14 protein-coding genes are annotated in these 24,193 nt (G+C 56.3%); 4 read left to right on the forward strand and 10 right to left on the reverse strand.

The genetic code is table 11. The features are described from left to right. Positions 1-112: 112 nt before the first annotated feature. Entirely contained in the window at positions 113-2,296 is a 2,184-nt protein-coding gene (locus HFP54_RS05540; RefSeq protein ID WP_168564377.1) for a hypothetical protein, read from the reverse strand. Positions 2,297-2,409: 113 nt separating this feature from the next. On the opposite strand from HFP54_RS05540, the gene HFP54_RS05545 reads away from it, so the two are divergent. Next, positions 2,410-3,798: a PhoPQ-activated protein PqaA family protein gene (locus HFP54_RS05545; RefSeq protein WP_168564378.1), complete on the forward strand. Its 1,389-nt coding sequence runs from the start codon at positions 2,410-2,412 to the stop codon at positions 3,796-3,798. 12 nt (positions 3,799-3,810) lie between these two features. Here HFP54_RS05545 and HFP54_RS05550 read toward each other — a convergent pair whose 3' ends face one another. The 4 genes from HFP54_RS05550 to HFP54_RS05565 form a co-directional block, all read right to left on the reverse strand. Beyond that, a complete protein-coding gene (locus HFP54_RS05550; protein ID WP_168564379.1) occupies positions 3,811-7,155 on the reverse strand; it encodes a TolC family protein in 3,345 nt (1,114 codons plus the stop codon). A gap of 198 nt (positions 7,156-7,353) precedes the next feature. After that, on the reverse strand, positions 7,354-8,715 hold the full coding sequence (locus HFP54_RS05555; RefSeq protein WP_197135895.1) for a Gfo/Idh/MocA family protein: 1,362 nt from the start codon (positions 8,713-8,715) through the stop codon (positions 7,354-7,356). A 239-nt stretch (positions 8,716-8,954) separates the two neighbouring features. Then, positions 8,955-10,253 carry an ABC transporter permease gene (locus HFP54_RS05560; protein ID WP_146410638.1) on the reverse strand — a complete coding sequence of 433 codons (1,299 nt, stop codon included), beginning with the start codon at positions 10,251-10,253 and terminating at the stop codon, positions 8,955-8,957. Next, positions 10,253-11,884 carry an efflux RND transporter periplasmic adaptor subunit gene (locus HFP54_RS05565; protein ID WP_146410636.1) on the reverse strand — a complete coding sequence of 544 codons (1,632 nt, stop codon included), beginning with the start codon at positions 11,882-11,884 and terminating at the stop codon, positions 10,253-10,255. The genes HFP54_RS05560 and HFP54_RS05565 overlap by 1 nt, the downstream gene beginning before the upstream one ends. An 831-nt stretch (positions 11,885-12,715) precedes the next feature. On the opposite strand from HFP54_RS05565, the gene HFP54_RS05570 reads away from it, so the two are divergent. After that, a complete protein-coding gene (locus HFP54_RS05570) occupies positions 12,716-14,440 on the forward strand; it encodes a sulfatase family protein (RefSeq protein WP_206036018.1) in 1,725 nt (574 codons plus the stop codon). Between the two features lie 57 nt (positions 14,441-14,497). Next, positions 14,498-16,258 (forward strand): arylsulfatase, encoded by a 1,761-nt coding sequence (locus HFP54_RS05575; RefSeq protein ID WP_168564380.1) that lies wholly within the window; start codon positions 14,498-14,500, stop codon positions 16,256-16,258. Position 16,259: 1 nt separating this feature from the next. On the opposite strand, the gene HFP54_RS05580 is transcribed toward HFP54_RS05575, so the two are convergent. The 4 genes from HFP54_RS05580 to HFP54_RS05595 all read right to left on the reverse strand — a co-directional run bounded on the left by HFP54_RS05580 (position 16,260) and on the right by HFP54_RS05595 (position 21,039). Further along, the gene (locus HFP54_RS05580) at positions 16,260-17,018 is read right to left on the reverse strand and encodes a polysaccharide deacetylase family protein (protein WP_146410630.1); all 759 of its coding nucleotides are present in this window, start codon (positions 17,016-17,018) and stop codon (positions 16,260-16,262) included. Beyond that, the gene (locus tag HFP54_RS05585; protein ID WP_168564381.1) at positions 17,018-18,253 is read right to left on the reverse strand and encodes a glycosyltransferase; all 1,236 of its coding nucleotides are present in this window, start codon (positions 18,251-18,253) and stop codon (positions 17,018-17,020) included. The genes HFP54_RS05580 and HFP54_RS05585 overlap by 1 nt, the downstream gene beginning before the upstream one ends. Further along, complete coding sequence (locus tag HFP54_RS05590) at positions 18,250-19,419, reverse strand: sulfotransferase family protein (protein ID WP_168564382.1); 1,170 nt, start codon at positions 19,417-19,419, stop codon at positions 18,250-18,252. The genes HFP54_RS05585 and HFP54_RS05590 overlap by 4 nt, the downstream gene beginning before the upstream one ends. A gap of 468 nt (positions 19,420-19,887) precedes the next feature. Continuing rightward, the gene (locus HFP54_RS05595; protein WP_168564383.1) at positions 19,888-21,039 is read right to left on the reverse strand and encodes a TIGR03364 family FAD-dependent oxidoreductase; all 1,152 of its coding nucleotides are present in this window, start codon (positions 21,037-21,039) and stop codon (positions 19,888-19,890) included. A 342-nt stretch (positions 21,040-21,381) separates the two neighbouring features. Here HFP54_RS05595 and HFP54_RS05600 point away from each other — a divergent pair, with 342 nt between their 5' ends. Then, positions 21,382-22,722: a DUF5690 family protein gene (locus tag HFP54_RS05600; protein WP_168564384.1), complete on the forward strand. Its 1,341-nt coding sequence runs from the start codon at positions 21,382-21,384 to the stop codon at positions 22,720-22,722. Here the strand turns inward: HFP54_RS05600 and HFP54_RS05605 are convergent. Then, entirely contained in the window at positions 22,719-23,954 is a 1,236-nt protein-coding gene (locus HFP54_RS05605; RefSeq protein ID WP_168564385.1) for a DUF819 family protein, read from the reverse strand. The genes HFP54_RS05600 and HFP54_RS05605 overlap by 4 nt on opposite strands. Between the last annotated feature and the right edge of the window lie 239 nt (positions 23,955-24,193).

Here is a 24,193-nt window from a genome sequence, read left to right on the forward strand (position 1 = left end):
AGTGCCAAAACAAACATGTGCACGACAGCCATTCGCTGAAACGCGAACCTTCTTGGCAACCGTCGACAGTTAATGGGGCAAGCAAGAAGCTGACAGTTTCCGATGCCTTTGACTATTCCGTGCCCGTTGGATTTCGTTCGACGATTGCCATGATGCCCGCTGGCGAACCAACATCGATCATATGTCGATCACCGCGCAATTCCGCCATCCATTGTTCGCCGGTTGGTTGCCCGACGGCCCCGAGGATTCTGACGTTCAGCTTGTCAGATTCTCGCCACCCCTTGATCGAGACCTTCCCTATGACCGGACGAATCTCAACAGGGCCGTCGCCCCACTGGTCGACCGTCTGCATGTCGTCATGCCAAGTCAATCCCTTGCAAACGGCTCGGTCGGCCGCTAGCAACAACAATTGACGACTGTCTTGAATCGGTTGTCCATCCAAACTGACTAACATCACCACCGCGAAATCATTGGACAAGTCTGTCGACAAGTGGCGAGTGCCCTTCCAGGCTTTTCCCCGCCAATCCGATTGAAATCCAACGATCGCTTCGGCCATCGGCGATTGTATCAATAGATGCCCACGACCGTTTTGAAAGTCAAGCCAATCCAATTGTCCACCTTCGGATCGGATCCCGTTGTCAATCGACACGGCCGGATAATCCGCGGACGGCACTTCGTCATCACCCACATATTGCCAACGCGTCTGCTGTACTAGCGGTAAGGTTTTTGGAAACAACGGGTCGAAAAACGGTCGATGATCCCAACGACTGACTCGGCACCAATCGACCATTTCCCTTGCACTGACATTCCGAACCGTTTGTTCGGTCGCGGGCCGGATCACCCGTTGATGCCACATCAGACCGCACGCCCACAATGTGGCCACTTTGATTGGATCGGGTGACAACTGGAACAATTCGTGTCGCTCGATGATTGACTTGCTGTCATAAAAGCTGGATCCCCAAGCGTGGAAACACACACCATCCCAGTCTTGCAACATGCTGTACGCGGTCACAATCGGCATCCCTTCGGCGGCATACCGGTGCGGATACGGATGCTGTGTTTCGCTAATCACAAATGGTTTGCCGACCATTGCGGTGCGAGCAAATTGCACGATTGTGCTGTCCGATGGATCGTTCACCATTGGATCGTTTTTGATCCTGACTTCGGTTCCCGTACTGGGGTGCTGCCAATAACCATGTCCGTCCATGTAGTCGAACATGGCGTTGTTTAGCATGTGCGGATATCCGTTCAATGTATCGCTGTGATCAGAATCACCGATCAACATCGATTTCAGACCGACTTGGTCCTTCAAAAAGGATCGCATTTGCGACAGAAACTTGCGTTCCGTTTGCACAATGAACTGATAATCCGTTTCGAATCGTTCGCGACTGACCCCTGCGAACTGATCGGGCGACAGCAATGTCAAAGGACCGGCCCGGCCCGCCTGCATCTCGAATTCTAATCTCTGTTCTGGCGATCGATTTTCCGCCAGCCAACGGTTGAATTGACGGTTCAGTTCCGCGGCGTACTTCGTCGGCAAAGGGCTCCAGGTTCCCGCGTCTTGATCATCCTCGCCGACCAATTTGCCGCTTAACCAACCGCCCACAAGCGAATTCTCGTTCACGATTTCCACCACCACGACCGCGGGTTCTTCGCAATAGCGTCGTCCGGTGTATGGATTGGTGCGAGTCAACAGTTTTCGGGCGTAGTCCTGCTGCAACTGAATCAAACGGGGATGGAAATGAGTGGCCCATTTCCCCAGCCCCAGTTCGCGTGGTTGCGGAACTTCGTCAGCCGGTCCGTAGGTACGGAAAACGTTCAGGTTCAAATTGGCATAAATTCCACGCCGTCGCAGTTGATCAAACAAATAGTCGAACTTTGCCAGGTCTGCTTCATTCAGCTGATCCCAACGATCACCCGATCGGTCCAGGCTGCTTTTACCCCAAGCTGAATCCAATCCATGAAAGCGGACACAGTTGATTCCCAGAGCGGCAAGCGTATCGGCCAGTCGTTCGGCTTGCTGCTTTTCAGGAAAGCACGCCGGCCCACCCAGATTGACTCCCCAAATTCGAAAGCGTTTGCCGGATCCATCCACCAAGTGATCCTTTTGTGGACGGATGAACCCGTGTTTGCCCGCGGGAGCATCAAGAAAACGGCTTAGGTCAAGTGAGGAGTCTCCCATCGATGTCCAGTCCACGGGGAATGGAACACGTTGCTCCGCCCGCACCGTTGCCATCGCACCAAACAAGACGGTCACCAGGATCGCTGCATGCACCTTCACGGCCAAACCCTTCACCACGCTGGAAAACAAAAAACGTTTCGTCGATCGCTATCGTTTTTGCATCTGATACATTGCAATCCAGAACGATCACCGCCAAAGCGATCTGCTGCTTACAGGACGACTTTTCGATGGGCCTTCAAAATAACTTAACGCGACACGACCTCCGACCGACCAGCACGACTTGTCGCACCTGGACAGTCGCTTTTGCGTTGGTCGCGGTCCAAGCCGTCTTGTGCCCCTACGCCACCTTTGGCTTGGACCCAGAATTTGCGAAACCGCAAGCTGCCTTTACCGAGTTCATCCAGACGGCGGAACCTGATTATCAGTGGCAATTAGAAGACAAGGTTGATACAGCGGGTTATCAGAAGTGGTCGTTGAAACTGACCAGCCAGCGTTGGCAAAACATCGTTTGGAAGCACGATGTCCGTGTCTATGTTCCCAAGCCCTGTCCGCATCCGGATGCAGCAATCTTGTTCGTCAACGGTGGCTCCAACCGTCGTCCACCCAACGCAGCGATCGAACCCGCCTGTGTCGCTTTAGCCGGAATGAGCGGCATGCCGGTTGTGGCCTTGTTCCAGGTCCCCAATCAACCGTTGCTGGGCGGCAAATATGAAGACGCATTGATTGCCGCGACTTGGCTGAGATACCTCGACACAGGCGACGCGACATGGCCGCTGTTGTTCCCAATGGTTAAGAGCGCAGTCAAGACGATGGACTGCGTTGGTGAACTTAGCGAGCAACAATTCCAACGTCCCATCGAACGCTTCATCGTGACCGGCGCGTCAAAGCGAGGCTGGACCAGTTGGTTATCGGCCGCCGCAGATGATCGCGTCATCGGCATAGCCCCCATGGTCATCGACACACTGAATTTTCGGAAACAGATGGCGGACCAGAAGCAGAAGTGGGGCTTCTTCAGCGAACAGATCGCCGACTACACCGAAGCGGGGCTGGTCAACCTTGAAAACGAAAGTGACGCAGAACGGCAATTGCGTTTGATGATGGATCCATACGAGTACCGGGATCGAATACGCGTTCCCAAGTTGCTGATCAATGGTGCGAATGATCGCTATTGGCGTTGCGATGCACTGGACAACTACTGGAACGATCTATCATCGCCCAAGAATGTGTTGACCATTGCCAATGCCGGACACGGTTTGGAAGGCGGGCACATGCGTGTGACCGCTTCGATTGCGACCTTTGCCGCGCATTGCGTCGAAGGCCGGCGATTACCGTCCATTCAATGGTCCACCCAAACCGAAGGACGCTCCATTCGCTTCACCGCCCAGTCCGATCGTGATGTGTCAGACTTTCGTTTTTGGGTGGCATTTTCCGACACGCGTGATTTCCGCGATCGCCAGTTTCGTCGAATCGATGCGGATGCGGAAAACCAGCGAAAAGCGACCGTCGAATTCGACGTCCCCGAAGGTCAGCATGCTGCGGTTTTCGCGGACCTGACGTTCGGCAGCATGCTATCGGCCTTCGACCTATCCACCGGCATTGCCCAACCGGAACCTTAGCGAACGCTCGGGTCAGTGCAGACTGCGGATTTCATCGCTGTACATCAAACACGGTGCCAGTCGCCCGTACGGATTGGGATTTGCTTCCAAAAACGGAGGCCGCAAAGGCAGTTCCAGCTGTTCATCGTCGACGCCTTCCCAGTACCCATTGGGATCAAGACGAATTGCTTCCATCGCCAAGAACAAATCGATCCGTTCCAGAATGAAATTGATGTGTTCTCGAGCCACAGAATTCAAGGCTCCGGTAAAGTCTTGCTGAGCTTCCAAGAAGTCACGTGCCACGACATTGCCGACCGCTAGTTGCAGTTGCAGTCGAGTGCTGACAACACGCTCGTACGCCAGTGCCGCCGATGCAACGGCGATTTCATACTGCGTTCGTCGCAATCGAAGCTGCCGCAAGCGTTCACGAATCGAAAACTTGATCTGGTCTTCCTGGTCGATCAATGCACGACGTGCGGCGTTGTAGTTGATCAACGCGGTACGATATGCATTACGTTCGATCCGTCGGTTCAACGGCGTGTCGAGTGCAACACTTAGCCGAGTTTCGCTGTCGTCAAACGTGAAATCAAAGGCACGATTCACATCGCTTCTTGTCCGCAAAATATGCGTCGCACGAATGTCGATGATCGAACGCAGATCATCCGCAGCCAACTTGATCTGACGTCGCGCGTCGGCCAAGTCGCCGCGCTGATTCATCAAGTCGTAACGTTGCACCAATGCGGTCAGCATTGCTTCGTCGTCGTCGATATCGACTTCATCCAGCCCGCCGACGTCGCTACCGGCCACCTGATCCACCAAGTCGACAATTTCCTTGACGGTCTTGGCGATCAATTCATCCATTTCGCCCTCTTGGTCGGGCAACAAATCGCCGGCGGCTTCGCGATCCAAGCGATCCACCTGCTGCAACAAAGGATCGCCGCGTTTGGATAGCGTTTCCAATTCATCCAACCGTCGTTTTTCGATCGCGGTTTCCCATTGCCGGATCCATTGATCCAGTTCGCGATCGTAGGTTTCGACCTGCTGACTTAACTGTTCCAAACCTTCATCCTTGACCGGATCGGCCGGCACCGGGTCGGGATCACGGAGGTCCGATTCGGCTGATTCCGCCTGTCGCATCAGCGCGCGCAGACCGATGGCCGCTTCGGCTTGGGCCAGCTTGGCATCGATCAAATCAACCGTTCGTGCAAAGCGAATCATTGGCTCCGGCGGCAAGTCGCCGCTCAGTTCCCGACGCCGAATCGCGTCCAGTTGATCCGCCTGCAAACGCGACTCGATCAGGGCCAGGATCGATTCCAATTGCGTCGCGGCACGCTGTTCGTCGGTCACTTCATCAATCCCGGACACCTCGTTGCGGACGCGCAGGGTATCCATCAAGCGGTCCACCAATACGGTTGCACCATTGACCACCGAATCTCGTTCGCTCCATCGCCCCGCCGTGGTTTCCAGCAACGACGTTTTGGTTCGCTGGACAAGCTGTCGCGTCACGGTCAATTCGTCACTGGTGGTCAATGCCTCCAATTCGCTAAGCGAGATATTCAACGGCATTTCCGGAGGCAAGCCGATCGCAAGCTTCAACCGATCCAATGAGGTTTCCAATCGATTGCAATCACCCACCAGCGAACTCTGGCTTCGCAGTGCGTTCTGTTCAAACTGGTCGACCTGAATGCGTGGAATTCGGCCCGCCTTCAAGTACTCTGCCCTACCCTGCAGGAAAGCCCGAAGATTACTGAAGTAATCCTGTGAACTGATCTCGATCGCCCGGTAGGTCAGCAACAGGTTGTAATATCGACCGGCCATGTCGACGAAAAGCTCACGTCGGTACCGAATCAGATCCCGAGCCGCGTAAATCACGTCACGCTCTGCCTGGGTCAGACTTTCGAAAACGATGTCGCGTTGCAAAAGCGATTGCTGAAAATCGAACAGCAATTCTGATCCCACATCGGCGGCGAAGCCTTGTGGCCCATTGAACGTCAGCACCACGCTGTTGGCGAAGCTGGCCAGGAACTGGCCCCCGGTGCACAACGTTTGCGTCACCGCCGCATTGGTGGGGATCGCCAATCGGTTGTTGGTCAGCCCACGAAACCGAGAGTGCGTATAATTCAGAGCTGTTCCGTTGCCCCGCCGCGTCGGACGCAACCAAAAATCGTAGCGTTCGCGAGTCAAACGCAACGCCACCCGATACAGGATCTCTTTACGCGTCTGATATTCGCGGCTGTTGATCAACGTCAATTCCATGACGTTGGGCAATGTCAGGCGGGGCGCATCGCTAAGCATCGGCTCGATTTCTGCATCGGTTGCGTTGGGATACGACCGACGAAATTCTTCGCGTACCGATTCGAATTCCAGCATTCTGGGAATGCATGTTTGGGGAATCCGCCCCCAGTATTCCGGTGGAATTGGCACGATTCGCAAACCGCCCGTTGGTTGCGCATCACTGTCTTCCAAGCGTTCGTCATCTGCGACTGCCGGTTCGCTGGACGTCGCGTCGTCGGCGTCTGCGCTCGGAGCATCTTGCAGCAATTGGCCCAGTGAATCGGAATCGACCGCTTCCGAATCAGCTGGCAATGCTAATTCCTCCGGTGCGTCCACCTGTTCGGCAGCGGCGTCTTTATTGACCGCGAGCTCCGCTGCCGGCTGACCACCATCGGCGGAACCTGGTGCAACCAGCTGCACCGCGGATGTTTGTTGCACGAAAGAATCGGCAACAGGCATGGTCCCAACGCTTGGCGTCGCCGCACCCACCTGTTTCGGTTTTCCGACACTCGGCGGGTCGCTTGATGATGGTGCGACGGACTTGAATTCCGAGTACGGCGGCACAATGATCGGTTGATGGGCACCGATTTGCGATTGTTCGGCGGTCCCCTGTGCGTCCGGATCAATCAGACCAGGGTCGATCAACTCAGGACGATCACCCGCGGGAATCAGTTCCGGCTGCGGAGTCGTTTCAGGATTTGATTCCCCCCGCGTTTCTTCCGGTTCGGTTGTTTCGTCAACGGACTCCAAGTCGGCAGATTCGTCCGCGGCCAAATCCACCGATTGGCGGGGATCACCCGTCGCAAGCTGCGGCAGCGTGTACCCGTGCAAACGGGGTTCGGGTGGCGGCAGTGCCGGGCAATCTTCGGGCGACGGGTCAAAGAAACGCGATCGGGGATCGACCTGAATTCCTGGCAAACGAGGCAGATTCCAAGCCTCTTCGGCGCGTTTCTCCTGATAAATCGCCTCGACATCACAATCCGCTTGGGTGCGATAGTGTTTGCGAGTGCAGCCGCCAACGGACAGACAGACCGCCCCAAGCATGGTGCCAAGGACGAACCAGCGTGAGCGAAGATTCGTGAAGCTGATGATCAAGACGGTCATGCCGATTCCAAGGGCGCGCGAGAACCACGCAGTTTGGAATCGGCAATCGGTTATTCGCCTTTCGACGGTTTCTCACGACGAAGGGGTCGGTCGGATCAGGCAAACTTTTCCGCCCCGCCAGCGGCCGGTCCGGCCAATCCGACCGGACCGTGGACGCAACACCGACTAGAAACGCAGCAAAGACGTGAAACTGAAACGCTAGATTTCAATCCACTTGCCGGCGACGGGCGCCGGAAAGACGCCGTCGGCATCGGCCAGCACCGGCGGTGGACTGTCGTCGGTCAAGTCGTCCAGATAGTCACAGAACTGGAAGTTTGAATTGACGATCTCGTCCATGGTCACGATGCGGTTGTAGTGTGCCGCGGCGCGGCCCATCAACGACGCATAGTCGGCTTTGACCGCACGATGACATTCGTTGTAGGGGGTGTCCGACCGAATCGCGCGGACAAAGTCGACCCATTCGTAGTCCCACGGGACCAGTTTGTCCGCTTCGGGCCGCCAATCGATGTTGTCATCGTCAACCCGCAAGTCTTTGTACATGTGCACGGTCGCTTTGTGCACGTTCCCGGAAAACTGGGCGGCTCGTTTGCTGCCATGGATGTAGGTGGCAAAATCCCTGTGCCCGCCTTCGGCGCGACGGAATCCACAGAACGCTTTACGTCCGTCGGGGAAGGTGTATTCCATCGAATAGGTGTCGATGTTCTGGCCATGATCGGTGCTGCCGACTTCACGCCCGCCCATCCCGTCGCAGGAAACCGGCCAGTCGTCCATGATCCAACAGCACTCATCAATTTGGTGGATCAAATTGTCCACCATGTGCCCCGAGCCGACCCACAACAGATGCGTCTTCCCAAACCTTAGCTGCTCTTTGAAGATGTTGGACTTTTCACGCTGGGATCCCATCCACCGCCGTGAAGCGCGACGATTGGCACGAACATAGGCCAGTTCGCCCAGTTCGCCGTCGCGAAGTTTTTCAATCAAAGCGGCACGGGCGGGTGAGTGACGACACTGCAGACCGCAAGCAATCTTGACGCCTTTTTCGTCCGCCATCTTTCCTGCGTTGGCCATCCGCTGTAGCCCACGCGGGTCACACGCGAACGGTTTTTCCATGAAGACATTGATGCCTTTGCTGACGGCATATTCGACATGCACCGGTCGAATGTATGCACGCGTCGTGCACATGGCGACGTCGCCAGGACGTAGGGTGTCGATCGCCTTTTTGTAGGCGTCAAAACCCAAGAACCAACGTTCCTCCGGTGCATCGACCTGGTCCGGAAACTTTTTGGTCAACGGAACCAAGCGGGCTTGGATGTGCGACGATTCCAAATCGGCCACGGCGTGCAGCTTGATCGGACCCTGGTCTTTTGTATTGAATGCATTGACCACGGCGCCGGCACCACGTCCCCCACTGCCAATCAACGCCAAGCGAATCGTGTGATCTTCCGCGGCGTGAACACGACGCATTGCACCGGTCACCAAGGTCGCCGACGTTGCGGCGGCGGTCGCTTTCTTCATGAACGATCGACGGTTTTCCGTCGTGGATTTCTTGACGTCAGACATTGGTTGTGAATCCAATCTGAAAGGTGGGGATATCGGAGGGACAAAGCGTGCCAGCGACATGGGCGAACATGTCACCATTACAGCTCACTTTGCGCCCTATTGTAGCCACCTTCGGTCAAGAAAGACGCATCAGAACCGCACGCGCAGTGTCAAAACGGCATAGGCATATTGTCGCAAAAGACGTCGAGTTTCCCGACGATCACGCGACCGAATCACAGGCAACCGGTCCGTTGCATTGGTCACTGCTGCCGAAGGGCTTCGATGGGATTCATCGCCGCAGCTTTGTAGGCCGGGTAGACACCAAAGATGATGCCGATCGCAACGGAGATCCCAAACGCCAAGGCAATGGAAGCAACACTGGTGACCGTTTGCATCCCGGCAACCGCGGTGACCACCATTGGAATACTGATCCCCAAAAAGATCCCCAACAGACCGCCGGTCGCCGACAAGACCGTGGTTTCGACCAGAAACTGGCGAATGATGTCACGGCGTTTGGCACCGATCGCACGTCGGATCCCGATTTCGCGAGTCCGTTCGGTCACCGTCGCAAGCATGATGTTCATGATGCCGATCCCGCCGACCAGCAGTGAAATCCCCGCGATTGCCCCCAAGACCAAATTCCAGATCCGCTTTTCATGTTCCGCTTGGGCCATCAACTCCAGCGGAACAAGGACCTGGTAATCGGTGGCGTCGGTGTGTCGCTTTTCCAACAGATCACGGACCATCGTCGCGGTCGGTGCGACTTGGTCGCCATCGGCCACGGCGATCGTGATCTCGCTCAGTTCGACACGATCAAATTCGCGGCTGCTGGCGGCTTCACGCGTCAAGAATCCGAAACGTGCTCGGCCCGTCTCCAATGGCACGAAGATGTCGCGATTGGCATCGTCCCCGCCCGATTCACCGGCGCGAGCAATCCCGCTGTCGCGAGCCGACAAAACGCCGACCACGCGGAACGCGGTGCCGCCGACCAGGATCGGTTGATCCAAGGGATCGCTGTATCCGAATAGTTCCGTTGCCGCGCCTTGAGTCAAAACCGCCACGTTGGCCATGTCTTCGCGATCGCGACGCTGCAGAAAACGCCCGCGGCGGACCTGGATATTACGAACGGCTGACAATTCGGGAGTCGTTGCGACAACGCGGGCTTCGCCCAAACGGTTCCCTCCTTGGCTAACATCACGACGCTGCATCATCACCGGGACGACGGAACGTTTGGTGGGCAGATCTTCCAGCACACGCAGATCTTCATAGGTCAGTCCATATGCATTGACTTGATACAGACTGCGTGACGTCACCGCGGACGTTGAGGAATTGTTGTCACCGCCGTCTTCCGCCTCGCCCGGTGAAAGCGTGCGGATAATAACATTATTGGCCCCCAACGAACGGATGCGTTCCAAGGCCTCCTGCTTGCTGCCTTCGCCGATCGAAAGCATTGCGATGACCGACGCGACGCCCAGAATCGTCCCCAGCAACGTCAACGTGCTTCGCATCTTGTGCAGCAGCAAATTGCGGACGGACAAGCGGAACGTCGACCACCACATCAGGCGTCGGTCTCCAGCAAATCGTCGATGAACTCGCGAGGATTCAAAGCGATCGATTCACCCGCCTGCAGACCTTCGACGATTTGCACCATCGAATCGTTGTCGCGACCGGTTTCAACCTGGCGTGGAATCAGGCGACCGTCCTGTTGCGTCAACACCCACGTCACGCCGTTGCGTTCGACGATCGACTGCATGGGCACCGTCACGATTTGCTCCAAGTAGTCCACCATAATTTCGGTCACGGCGGTCATACCGGGCTTCAAGTGTGCCACTTCGTCATCGATGGTCACGACCGTTTCGTACACCTTGGTGGTGCTGCCACGCCAAGAGTTTTGAGCGGGCAAAACGGCGATCGACTGAACCGTCCCGGAGTATTCACGTTCGGGAAAGGCGTCGACAGTGATGCGAGCCTTCATGCCCTGCTGAATCTGGTCCAAGTCGGATTCATGAACGGTTGTTTGGACCTGCATCGCACTAAGCGATGGCAACGACATCAGGTGCTGGCGATAACGGACCGGCACGCCTTCGCGGATCTCGGTGTTGCGATCCGAAGCGTAAGCGACCATCCCGTCCTCGGGGGCAAAAATTTTGCAAGCCTTCAGCTGGGTCTGATAGCGTTCCAGACGCTCTTCTTCCTTCTTCAGCGATTCGGTGCGTGCCCGCAGGATCGCTTCTACTTTGGCCAACCGCGCTTCGTTGTTACGTTCGGTCTGTGACAGCAGGCGTTCGGCTGTTTTGACTTTGCCTTCCAAGGTCAACAACTGCATTTCACGCTCGTAGTTTTCCTTCCGCTTCAGCGTGGCCAAGGTGGTTTGCAGCTTGTTCAATTGAGCGGCATAGCTGCCTTCGGCCTGCAGGAATGCCAACTCACTTTTTCGCAGTTCGTTGCGATTGGCATAACCCAACTTGTACAGCGATTCGATGCCCTGGCGATCGTCGCGCCGAAGTTCCAGCGAAGCCTGAGCTTCCAAGATGTCGTTGTTGACGTTGTGAATGTTTCGTCGAATTTCATCCACGGCCAACTTGTAAGTGCCGCTTTCTTCATCAACGAACATTTCCAATTCCAGCTTGGCCAGCTGCACCTTCAGTTCGGCTTCCGCCTTGGCGGTTTCGTTTTGCACCAACTGGTTGCTGTAATCCGCTTCCGACTGAATCTTATTCGAACGAGCGGTTTCCGTATCCAGGATCTGTTCGTCCAATTCTTCACGCATCGGCGTCGAATCGATCTCCACCAGCAAATCGCCTTTCTTGACGCTACTGCCGTTGGGAATGATCCAAACGATCGGGGTGCCGTTGATGCCGTCTCGCTGGACGTCTTCGACTTCGCAGTTGATTTCCAGGTTGGTCTGGCTTTCCAAATTCCCGCGTTCAATCACGCTGATTTGCAAGTCTTCGGTCGCCACCGTGTGCCACAACACGCGATCATCCAGTGTTTCACCGCCGCCCCAGAAACTGGACGCCAAGACCAGTCCAAACACGGGCACCAACGATGCCGCGGCCAGGCTGGGAAACACGGGGATCGCACCACGACGCTGGCGTGATCGACGTACACGGGCATCCGATCGAACGGAAATCGCACCTTTCCAATTCAGCCGTCGGCTGACGTCAGATCGCTGATTCTTTTGAGACATCGGAGTGATCTTTGTAGGTGGGTGGGAATCGGTTCGTCGTCGCTTGCAAAACGGCCACCACTGCCCGAGCGGAACCTGATCGGCCCAGCATTAGGCGGCTGGCTTTCGTCAGCGTGCGGTGCACATAACGACACCCGGCATGGCAGGCGTTCGACACGTGCGTGACAACAAACACGACAAAATCGGAGGTGGGAAGGATGGAGCGTAGCGACCGCGACGACGATTCAACGTGTGCCGCGGTGTGCACCCCGGAGGGACAGTTCAATATACTCGACAATCAAGTTGGTGTCTCTGCAGGTTTCGCCCTGGGGCTAACACTTGGCCGCAAAAACCTACCGTCTTGATCCAAAGTGAGATCAGTCTGAGCCCAGACAGAGCCCACAATCGGATTTTCTAGGTCATTTCTGTCGACTCAGAAACGCAGATTCCCGCACCAGACTGCCGACTGCGGCAATTCGCCCGCAAGCAGCCAGTGGATTCGACGTCCTGAACCGCTGGACCCTAGGTCGGGCATGCTGGCGTTCATGCCGATTTGCCTCCAAATTCGCGGCAAGCCGCAGTTTCTGGTCGTTTTGGGCTCGGTGCCGCCCGTAAAGTCCGTAGGACCAGCCGCCTTCTCGGTGCACCGCATGACGGCTTCATCACATCAATCAAGGCTTGATGACCGGAATCCCATCGGATCGCCACCCGCGAAACGGCAAACCACCCCTTCGAAAACACAGATACACTGATCGGCTGGCTAATGATCAAAAACGGAAAATCCAGACCCATCTTCCTGGACAGCCCACAGTCCCGCCGCCGTCCGTGAACCTTCCCCAAAAATTCATCACCATGAAGTCCCCCCTTTCGCTTTCGGCCGCCGCGTTTCGCGTTCCCACTGCCCGACGCCGACACCGTCCTGCCCATCGCACCGCAACCGATCCCACAGCCGAACTGGCATCCGGTAGGTTGACTTTGCGGCAGGCCGATCGACTGCCGTCGTCACGGATCGCCATCGCCATGTGCCTGCTCCTGTGCTGCACGGCGCAAGCCGAATCCACATCGGAACCAACCGAACGTCCGAACGTCTTGCTGTGCATCGCCGACGATTGGTCGTACGGACATGCCGGAGCCTACGGCTGCGATTGGGTCCAAACGCCCGGTTTCGATCAAGTCGCCAAGCAGGGCGTCGTCTTCACCCATGCGTACACGCCGAACGCCAAGTGTGCGCCATCACGGGCGGCGATCTTGACCGGTCGGAACTCGTGGCAGCTGGAAGAAGCCTGCAATCACATCTGTGATTTTCCGCCAAAGTTCAAAACGTACGTCGAAGCGTTGAAGGTCGCCGGATATCAGGTGGGAACCACCGGCAAAGGCTGGGGCCCTGGAATCGCCAAAGACGTCAACGGAAGAAATCGCCAGATGACCGGTGTCCCGTTCACCAAACGCACCGCTAAGCCACCGGCCAAACACATCAGCGCGAACGATTATGCGGCAAACTTTGATGACTTCATCCAAAGTGTCGACACATCACAACCGTGGTGCTTTTGGTACGGCGCGACTGAACCACACCGAGCCTACGAATATGGCGTGGGCCAACGGATCGCCGGCAAAAAGCTTTCAGACATCGATCGTGTTCCCGGCTATTGGCCTGACAACGAAACCGTTCGCAACGACATGCTGGACTACGCGGTCGAAGTCGAACACTTTGACAAACATACCCAACGCATCTTGGACCAATTGAATTCACTGGGCGAACTGGACAACACGTTGGTCATCGTCACCTCGGATCATGGAATGCCTTTCCCTCGAGTCAAGGGCCAGGCTTACGAGCCGAGCAACCACGTCCCATTGGCGATCATGTGGCCGCAGCGGATGCAACACATCGGCCGACGGATCGACGACTATGTCAGCCTAATCGACCTGGCGCCGACGATCCTGGACGCAACCGATTTGCAGATCCAAGAAAGCATCATGCAACCGGTGACCGGCAAAAGCTTGGTCGCATTGCTGGAAAGCGACCTCGAAGGACAAGTCGATCCCAGTCGCGACCACGTGTTGATCGGTAAAGAACGACACGACATTGGACGTCCGAACGACTGGGGATATCCGATCCGAGGCATCATCCAGGATGACATGCTGTTCATCCAAAATTTTGAACCCGACCGCTGGCCCGCGGGCAATCCGGAAACTGGTTACCTGAATACCGACGGAAGCCCGACCAAGTCCATCATCCTCGAGGGCCGTCGTGACGGAACCGATACGTTGCATTGGGACCAGTCCTTTGGAAAACGCCCAAGTGAAGAGCTGTACGATCTGTCGGCCGATCAAGATTGCTTGGCGAATCTGGCGAAAAACTCCGACTACGCCCGCATCATGCGGGCGCTCCGAAACCAGATGAACGCTGAACTGAAACTACAGGACGATCCCCGAATGTTCGGCAAAGGCGAGACCTTTGAACAGATGGAATACGTTAACTCGGGAACGAAGAACTTCTACGAGCGTTACATGAACGGTGAAAAAATGAACGCCGGTTGGGTCAACAAAGACGACTTCGAAACGGCCCCGATCGAATAGCCGTCAAACGCATCGCCAGTCCCCATTCCCGCTCCGCATGTCTCCCACGTCAAACCCATGAACATCGCCTCTCATTGCCACCGTGTCATTCTGATTGCATTGATCACGTGTGTCGGCTCTCTGCTGTGCGCGGACGAAAACCAGAAGCCCAACATCCTGTACATCATGAGCGATGATATGGGGTTTTCTGATTTGGGATGCTACGGCAGCGAGATCGACACGCCGAACCTGAATCGTCTTGCCGAACGTGGATTGCGGTTCACTCAGTTCTACAACACCGGACGATGCTGTCCGACGCGAGCGAGTTTGCTGACCGGCTTGTATCCACACCAAGCCGGCATCGGGCACATGATGCAAGACCGTGGACACGACGGTTATCGCGGCGAATTGAACCGCAACTGTGTGACGATCGCCGAGGCTTTAAAGTCCGCCGGCTATCGTTCCTATCTGTCTGGAAAATGGCATGTGACGTCCAAGGTCCAGCCGGAATCATCGGCAGACAAGTTCAACTGGCCGCTTCAACGTGGTTTCGATCGCTTTTACGGAACCATTCACGGTGCGGGCAGCTTCTGGGATCCCAATTCACTGACGCGAGACAACGAATTCGTGTCGCCGTTTTCGGACCCGCTGTATCCACGCGATTCAGACCCAGGCGATGACCAAGACGACAGCGACGACTTTTACTACACCGATGCGATCAGCGACCACGCGGTCGGGTTCATCCATGACCATCACCAAAACGTCGGGGATCAACCGTTCTTCTTGTACGTCAGCTACACCGCCGCCCATTGGCCGATGCATGCTCGAAAGGCCGACATCGCCAAATACATTGGCAAATACGACGCGGGATACGAGGCGATACGCAAGGCTCGTTTCGAAAAGATGATTCGCCTGGGACTGTTGAATCGTAACAGCGTTACCCCTTGGCCGATTCCGCAAGATTGGATCAACGACAATCACTGGGAATGGGACAAACGTTGCATGGAAGTCTATGCGGCGATGATCGACAACATGGACCAAGGCATCGGGCGTATTGTCACCGCATTGAAAGACACCGGGCAATTCGAAAACACCTTGATTTGCTTCTTTCAAGACAATGGCGGATGTGCCGAGAACTACGGTCGCCAATCCAAGTCGACGACACTGCGACAAGACGCTCCAACGCTGGCACCGCTTCCCAAAGAACACCTCCAAGTTCACATGCAACCGAAACAGACCCGTGATGGATATCCGGTGCGGACCGGTGCCATGGTCATGCCGGGGCCATCGGACACTTACATCGCGTATGGTCGAGTGTGGGCGACGGTATCCAACACGCCGTTTCGTGAATACAAGCACTTCTGTCACGAAGGCGGCATTTCATCCCCCTTGATCATGCACTGGCCAGGTGGACTGTCGCGTGCGGGAGAAATTGAGCACACCCCGGCGCACTTGATCGATCTGATGGCCACCGCCGTGGACGTCGCCCAAACGTCGTACCCTGATACGTATCACGACGGCCGACCAATCAAACCGGCCGAAGGCGTCAGCCTGCAGCCACTGCTGTCCGGAGAACCCATCCAACGGGACGCGATCTACTGGGAACATGAAGGCAATCGTGCGATCCGGATGGGCGATTGGAAACTGGTCGCCAAGAAGGCCAACGGTCCCTGGGAGCTGTACAACATTGCCAAAGACCGCAGCGAACAAAACGACCTGGCAGACCAGATGCCCGAACGTGCAAAAGAAATGGCCGATCGTTGGCAGCAATATGCCCAGCGCGCCAATGTGCTACCGCTGAACCCCAAAAAGCCATCCGGCCAACGAAAAAAACAATGATTCAGGTGGTCGTGAACACGTCTTCGGCGACCTGCGAATAGGACAAGTCGTTCCACCCCTTTGCCAGCACGAATTCCAGGTGATCAGCCAGCTTCAATTGATGATCCCTTGGGTGGATGGAAATCCGCAGCGGCCGGCATCCCCAACGTCGAACGGCCAATCCAAATGCGTTGAAGGCACGCACAGACCATTTCCGCAAAATCGTGTCGGCTTCGAAACCGACCAGCGGTAGTTCGGCGACCCTGCGGTCTCGCATCGATGCCAAACCCGCCAAGGTTTCAATCCAGTCAAACGGGACTTCGCCCCAACGATCTTTCGGCAGATCGCCCAATGCCCAGGCCGGCGGAACGTACAAACGCGGACGTGGCAGGCTGACCATGTCGAACCATTCGGCACAGCGACACATCGTGCCGACAATCTGGTCAGTGGACCAACAAAGATGTTCGGCCACTTGCCGTGAAATCAACATCGAATGAAGTCGATGCTTCCATCCAGCGATTCGTTCGCATTGATGCACCCACCCGTGTCCACATAGCGTCAGCGACTCATCCGACCAACGACGCAATTGGTCCACATCGCGGCCGGACCAATCGAGACCGGGGACAACCAGCAAAGCGATTTGCCGAATCTGGTGACGGCGGCACAAGTCGATCAGTTGCCCAGTCTGTGCCATCGTCGATGGCATCACATCATGAATCGAAACAACCGCCTCGGGTTGCTTCGTTTGCGAAGGTGTGGAAACCGCCAACATCGAAAGCATCAAACACTCTGATCCGCGGGTACACGGCGCTGACCAATCACACGGTGTTCATCCAATCGTGCCGCATCAATTAGGAACTGCAACCAAACACGGACGGTGTGTTGATTGAAATCGGTTACCGCGTTCCAGCTTTTCCCCGCGATTTGGTTCAACGATTCATCATCCATATTTCGCAGTGATTCGAAACGATCGGCAAAGGACTGATCATCTTCGATATAAAACAATCCGGCGGAAATTGACGGCCATTTTGCAATCCCACAGTCGCGTCGGACGATGACATAACGACGCCGCGCCATGGCTTCCAATGCCACGGTACCAAACGACTCAATCATCGATGGCAACACCAGGGCATCCGATTCATCGAGTGCTCCCAACACCTGATCGCGTGACAGCCAACCAAGGTACTGCAGATTGGGCAATCGCTGGGCCGCCGATTCGACTTGATCGCGCATCGGACCATCACCCGCAATCGCGAACTGACAATTGGTAAACCTCTCGGCAGCTTCGATCAAATCGCCGACACGTTTTTCGGCGGCCAATCGCCCGACAAAAACCGTTCGCCGAATTCCCGTTTCCCCGTCATGCTGCGCTAGCCCTGGTCGCCGAACTGACGGACGACGCAAAAAATCAGCGGCGACCGGTGTGCCCATCACACGTACCAATTTGGCGTCCCATTGACTGGCTTCCTGGTACGCCTCGGCATTCAATGCAACCACGGCATCCGCCTGACGCATCAACCAACGATTCAGACGATTCAACGCCCAAGTCATCGGTCCGGCCACAAGCTTGGACCAATACAAACGAAACAGCTGTCCAAAACTGGTGTGATTGACGATCACCAGCGGAATGCCGTTTCGTTTCGCGTACCGCAATCCCAGGTACGAAAACGCGCCCAGGGTGGGCACGATGATAAGGTTCGGTGCCATTCGGTCCAAACGTTCCGTCACATGACGCCCATGGGGCAACGCCAATCGCTGTGTTGAATCCCCTGGCATGGGAATTGAAAAACGCTCCATTTCGCGACAGCGTTCTTGCTGCGGTGCGATCAGGTCGATCGAGTCGACAAACGGCATCAGATGTTCAATGAGATCCAGATAGAAAGTCCCCACACCATTGCGACCAACAATTGCATCGGAGACAATCGCAATCCTCAGTCGACCGGCGGACGGCGGCACCATCGTCCCGTCCTTCATTTGGCTTTGAACGACCCGGGCGCGGCTGGTTTTGGTGCTCATTTTTGATCTCCCGTCATCACATAGTCGGAAACAGGTCGCAAGTCATCACGATGAATTGAGTTTGGATCCATCACCGAAGGACTACCGATTTGAAAACGCTGGGAAAGTTGTTTCGCATCCAGCCCAAACTGTCCTAAGTCATAGTGATGCCGGCTTTGGTAGCCCGCCGCGGCGTCAGCCTTCGTCCGCAATTCGGTCACTCCCGATTCGCTAATCCGTACGGACAACGTGTCCAAGGCTCCCATGACGGATTCAAACGGCTGGGAAGTCAAATCGGCATACTCGATCAACACAAATCGATTTCGTGGCGTTGAATGATCAGCCCATCGCAGCCGATCCCAATACGATGCCAACAAGTCGACAAACCGGTCGACAATCTGGGGTTCGCTGGCACGATGTCCGAACAGACGCAGCCCGCCATCAATCGAACTCAGTTGGGACGGGACGGCCTGCTCGGGACAGCGACGAAGCCCAATGAAGCTTGCATCCGGAAAGGCATCCGCCAGTTCAGGCAACCATGCCGTAAAACACGGATTCTTGGATAGCAAACGTCGGTTGCCACCTCGATACTTCAGGTGCCGGATCACCAGTCGGCGATACGCATCGATCAATCGGTGCTTGCGTTGCGGGGATAATCGATCGCTGAAATGGCCCAGGTCCCAGACATGCTGACTGTGGGGTTGCAGTAGTACTCGCAGAAAACATCCATCGAAAGCGATCAGCCCCAGATAGTCTTCCTCCGGATCGGTCAAACGCGTGGCATGAATATCGTTCAGCGAACGAAAACAGCAGTCTTCGGCCCAACGTAGACAGCGGGCCAGCGGGCCACCGAAGCGTCGATCGATACGCATTAACAATCCGATGCATCGTTTCTGGCACAACGCCGGTGCAAACAAGACCTCCCACAGTGGCATCGTCGTGAACGTCTGACGATCAGATGACAACAAGCGGTGTGCGAAGGTTGTTCCGCTGCGTGGAAGACCGACGACGAACAAGGGGCGCTGGACCGCAACTTGATCCAACGATGGGTCCATCCAATCGTCCAGCTGCATTGCCAGACGATGAACGAGTCCCAAAGGAATCACCGTCGCCCAGACGATACCGCGCATGACCGCCCCAAAGACCTTGCGTGCGATGACCGACAGACGCTGGTTCGCCGCTAACATTGAAGATCGCGACCGATCAAAACGGAACGTATGTGTAGAACTGCGATGGACCTGCGGGTCGAGTATGGCGGACCGGGCGGGCGGGTATCTACCGTCATCATTGATACGGGACTTCATTTCATCGTCTCTTCACCGTAACCGTCACCAGAATCACAAACGAAGGCTTGCCGATAGGTGCAATGCACCTGATTCAGGCTCAAACACTTCGCATGCCGAAAGCGGCCGAGCACAGCCAATTGGTTGACAGGCAAACGTACATAGCAATCTTGACGCCAAAGCGTGCGGCCGGCGGTGAACATGCCGGCCTTCCCAACGCTAGAGCCTGACCCGAGACGAACGCTGCGCTTCGCAGGAAAGAATTTTGAATCGACCGTTCTGGGCGGACGGTGTGGACTGTTCTGTGAAGAACAGGCACGCGAATCGGTCCGCATCGCCGGAAAGCGACGCAGGATCAATTGGTATGACAGGTCACGAAGCCACCGAACAAAGGGGTCCGCCGGCGACAAAGGCGTCCGCCAGGCCGAATGCCAGCGTCATTCCGCCACCACCGGTTCCCGTCGCGACATGAACGCCCTGAATCGGCTCGGAACGGTAAATCACTTGCGTCGGATGCTTGGCATAAATTCCGCTCCATCGCCGTGAAACTTCCCAAGTTGGCAGTTCGATGATCTTGTGCAGTTCGCGCAGGATCAACGCATCAATCTCAGGACGATCAAACGGTCCGATCTCGGTATCGTACTCATGCGAATCGCCCAAGATGATTTCACCAGCCGCGTTTTGTGAAGCCATGACGTGGATGCCATAGCGATCCAGCTCCGGCGTCTCTTCGGCAACACGATCAACCAGTCGGCTCAGACTGGGACAAATGCGAAAGCTGTTGTAGTGACGCAGCGTCAAACCGCTGGCGATGTGAGTCCCCAAGTTCCATTCGCTGGGCTGCGGGATGGTCCGCATCATCTGAAGTTTGCAAGCCCGCAGGCCGGAACGCTGAAAGACCGTGGGCAACAGCGAATGAAAATCCGCACCGCTGCAGACAATGATTTGGTCCAGCGTCCATTCGCGCCGGTCGGATGTGGTCAAACCGCCGGATCGAACTGCCACCACAGGGCATTCGAAATGGAACTGGACTCCGTAACGTGCGTTCAAAAAGCCGGGCAGCGCGGCAATGGCCTGGACCGGATCGACCGCCAACTCGGTCCGGCTAAACAGCCCCCCCAACAAACCGTTCGGGTTGGCCGCGGGAGTTTTTCGACGAACTTGATCCGGCGAAAGAAGTTCCACCTGATACCCCAGGTCGACTGCTTGGTCAGCGAACTCGTTCAGGACTTGCCATTCGTCCTCTCGGTGGGCCAAGTAGATCGCTCCGGTGGGACGGCAAAAGAAGTTGGCTTGTCCTGCCAATTCCAACCAAATCTCTCGACTTCGCAACGCCGCATCCAATGCCGGCCCCGCTTCCTGGCCGACCGGCCACACCATCCCGAAGTTTCGAATCGATGCGCCCTGGCATGCTGCATTTCTTTCGAAAACGGTGACGCGGTGCCCCTGTTTGGCGGCGGCCAACGCGTGAGCGAACCCCACGATTCCGGCACCAACGATTCCGACATGTTGACGATCTTCCATCCACTCATTCCTTACGGTTGATGGGGCCATGAATTTTCCAGAACGGATCAAAAAACTGCGACGGGTTCAAAAGCAGCGTCGGTCATGTTTCAAGCACAACGCCCGGACAAGCCGGCAAGGAACGTTTCCCTTTCGGCCGGCCGAGCAATCTCTTGGAATCCTAGCCGTTCCTTCATCGAATTCGCATCCAGTTTCCCGCGTGTTTTGTTACGACACCGCTGCCGAACGGCTTGCCACACGCTTTACCGAATTCGCGTTTGCGTTCGGTCCTGCCTCGGACCTGCCGGCGTGAAAAGAGAATCCGAAAACACCCTCAATCGCATCCTGCCCAGGAGGCATGCGTTGATCAAGCCGTCCACATCAAATCTTCGCAGCCAGGACCTTGCCTGGGGGATCGTCGCGGTCGTCGCTGCTTTCGGCACCTATTTTTGCACCTACGGGCTTCGCAAACCCTTCACGGTGGCCGCCTACGAGAACCAATTCTTGGGTCCATGGGCGATGAAGTCTGTATTGGTGTTAACACAGGTTGTCGGCTACACGCTGTCAAAAATCATCGGCATCAAAGTGATAGCTGAAATGCGTCGCGGTCGGCGTGCATTGGTTCTGTGCGGCATGATCGCGGTGGCCGAAGCGGCGTTGGTTTTGTTTGCCGTCACTCCGCCCACGTGGTCGTTTGTGTTTCTGTTCGTCAACGGCCTAATGTTGGGAATGGTTTTCGGCCTGGTGCTGGGATTCCTGGAAGGTCGGCGTTTGACCGAAGCTTTAGTGGCCGGCCTGTGCGCAAGCTTTATCTTGGCCGACGGTGTGACCAAGTCCGTCGGGGCTTGGGTGCTGCAAGCGGGTGTCACCGAAGCTTGGATGCCGGCGGTTGCCGGCGGCCTGTTTTTGCCGCCACTGTTGATTTGCGTCGGAGTCCTATCACGGGTCCCTCCGCCATCGCTGGACGACCAGAAAGCACGACATGAACGCACCCCAATGAATTCACGCCAGCGGCGCAGCGTTCTACGACGATACTGGGTTACGTTGGGGTCGATCACCACGATCTATTTAATGGTCACCATCCTGCGAAGTTTTCGCGCGGACTTTGCCCCGGAACTGTGGCAGGCGTTGGGTGCCGACGTGGTCCCGTCCACGTTCAGTCGTTCGGAAATGTGGGTTGCCTTCGGCGTGCTGGTCATCAACGGCGCCGCCGTCTTGGTTTCCAACAACGTCCGCGCATTCTTGACATCGCTGGTCACTTGCGGGTTGGGCTTGGCACTGATTGCCGCCGTGCTGGTGGACCAAGCGTCGGGCAACGTGTTACCCGCTTTTCCGTTCATGGTGCTGATGGGGTTGGGGCTGTACCTGCCGTATGTCGCCATCCACACCACCGTGTTCGAACGATTCTTGGCAATGACACGGGCAGAGGGAAACATCGGCTACTTGATGTACGTGGTCGATGCGGCGGGATACCTGGGCTACGTGGTGACACTCGCGGTGAAGGATCAGATTTTGGCGAGCGGTGACGCTGTCGTGTTCTTTAACCGATTCGGTCTTGCCACGGTTTGCATTTCCGCCGTGTGCTTGTTGATCATCGCAATCCGCTACCGGTTCGATTTAGCCGGCGATGTCGCCGATACCGCATCAGATCCAAACGTGGACATGTCACCGTCGCGCCATCCCGCTGCGGCGACGACCACCTAGGCGGCGGAGATCGCTTCCATCATCAACGCACACAAGTACGCTGCGTAGGTCCCCAGCGCGTAACCGACGACCGCCAACAGTACGCCGACCGGCGCCAATGCGGGATGAAACGCCGCGGCGACGACGGGAGCGCTAGCGGCACCACCGATGTTTGCTTTGCTGCCGACCGCCAGAAAGAAATATGGCGCACGAATCAGCACGGCAACCACCAGCAACAATCCCACATGGATCATCATCCACAGGCCTCCGATCACAAACGCCATCGGGCGTTCCGCCACCGCGGTCACATCCATCCGCAGCCCGATCGTTGCGACCAGCATGAAGATAAACACCGTCCCCAACTGCGACGCGCCCGCACCATGCAGGCCACGTGCCGACGTGAACGACAACAGCACACCGCCGGTCGTCGCCAGAACGATCAGCCAGAAGAACGCAGAATTCAGACTGAAGCGATTCAGTGTTGGATAGTTCTGTTCGATCCAGGGAGCAATCGCGTCGGCGGCCAAATGACAAAGCGCTGTCACACCAAACGCGACGCCCAATACCATCAATAAGTCGGTGGAACTGGGAATCCGACGACTTTGTTTGGAAAACAACTCCATCTTTTCGGTCAACTGATCAACGCTGGAAGAATCGGCTTTCAACCGCGCATCGATCCAACGGTGCTTTCCGACGCCCAACAACAAGATCGCCATCCAAACTTCGGCCACGACGACGTCGACCGCCACCATCAGGCTGTAAAGTCGTTCGGACGGTTCAAAGATTTCTTTCATCGCCGCTTGGTTGGCACCACCGCCGATCCAGCTGCCCGCCACGGTCGCCAACCCTCGCCAGATCGCTTCGCCGTCTTGTCCCCCCACCGATTCGGGCGATACCAGGCCGACGATCAACAATGCCAACGGGCCGCCAATGACGACACCCACCGTGCCGGTCAAGAACATGATGATGGCCTTGGGGCCTAGTTTGACGATCTCGCTGAGGTCAATGCTAAGCGTTAACAACACCAAACTGGCGGGCAACAAATATCGAGTCGCGACGAAATACAACATCGAGTTTTCGATGTCGACCAACCCACTGAGCGTCAACAATGAAGGCAGGAAATAGCAAAGCAACAACATCGGAACGAACCGATAGAATCGCCGAAAAAACGGATGCGGGCTGTCGTTGGTCCGGAAAATTACCGCCAAGATGACCAGCAGTAGGCCCAGAATCACGGCGTCGTTGTCTATCACGAATGTCTCTTCTTGGGGTCAGAGTTGGATGCGGCGGACATCGTCGCGCGGGTCTGCCGTCACCCAAGCGAGCTCAAAATTCACGCCGTGATCGGCGACGCGGGGTCCCTTTATCTCGCTCGGATCTTGCTCGGGAGATCGGACCGCAACCCGTCAATCAAGACCAGCGGCGAATGGTGCGCATTGTAGATGTATCCGCCGCCGATGGCTTCCGCGTCTTCGCATCCACCGTCCTACTG

It is taken from the genome of Crateriforma spongiae, from assembly GCF_012290005.1.
Classification (GTDB): domain Bacteria; phylum Planctomycetota; class Planctomycetia; order Pirellulales; family Pirellulaceae; genus Crateriforma; species Crateriforma spongiae.

What these genes read in the sequence shown, in the direction of transcription:
- HFP54_RS05595 (WP_168564383.1), bottom strand. Translation starts at nt 21,039, where the DNA reads ATGGAAGATCGTCAACATGTCGGAATCGTTGGTGCCGGAATCGTGGGG.
- HFP54_RS05560 (WP_146410638.1), bottom strand. Translation starts at nt 10,253, where the DNA reads ATGTGGTGGTCGACGTTCCGCTTGTCCGTCCGCAATTTGCTGCTGCAC.
- HFP54_RS05590 (WP_168564382.1), bottom strand. Translation starts at nt 19,419, where the DNA reads ATGTTAGCGGCGAACCAGCGTCTGTCGGTCATCGCACGCAAGGTCTTT.
- HFP54_RS05575 (WP_168564380.1), top strand. Translation starts at nt 14,498, where the DNA reads ATGAACATCGCCTCTCATTGCCACCGTGTCATTCTGATTGCATTGATC.
- HFP54_RS05580 (WP_146410630.1), bottom strand. Translation starts at nt 17,018, where the DNA reads ATGCTTTCGATGTTGGCGGTTTCCACACCTTCGCAAACGAAGCAACCC.
- HFP54_RS05565 (WP_146410636.1), bottom strand. Translation starts at nt 11,884, where the DNA reads ATGTCTCAAAAGAATCAGCGATCTGACGTCAGCCGACGGCTGAATTGG.
- HFP54_RS05570 (WP_206036018.1), top strand. Translation starts at nt 12,716, where the DNA reads ATGAAGTCCCCCCTTTCGCTTTCGGCCGCCGCGTTTCGCGTTCCCACT.
- HFP54_RS05550 (WP_168564379.1), bottom strand. Translation starts at nt 7,155, where the DNA reads ATGACCGTCTTGATCATCAGCTTCACGAATCTTCGCTCACGCTGGTTC.
- HFP54_RS05545 (WP_168564378.1), top strand. Translation starts at nt 2,410, where the DNA reads ATGGGCCTTCAAAATAACTTAACGCGACACGACCTCCGACCGACCAGC.
- HFP54_RS05585 (WP_168564381.1), bottom strand. Translation starts at nt 18,253, where the DNA reads ATGAGCACCAAAACCAGCCGCGCCCGGGTCGTTCAAAGCCAAATGAAG.
- HFP54_RS05555 (WP_197135895.1), bottom strand. Translation starts at nt 8,715, where the DNA reads ATGTCTGACGTCAAGAAATCCACGACGGAAAACCGTCGATCGTTCATG.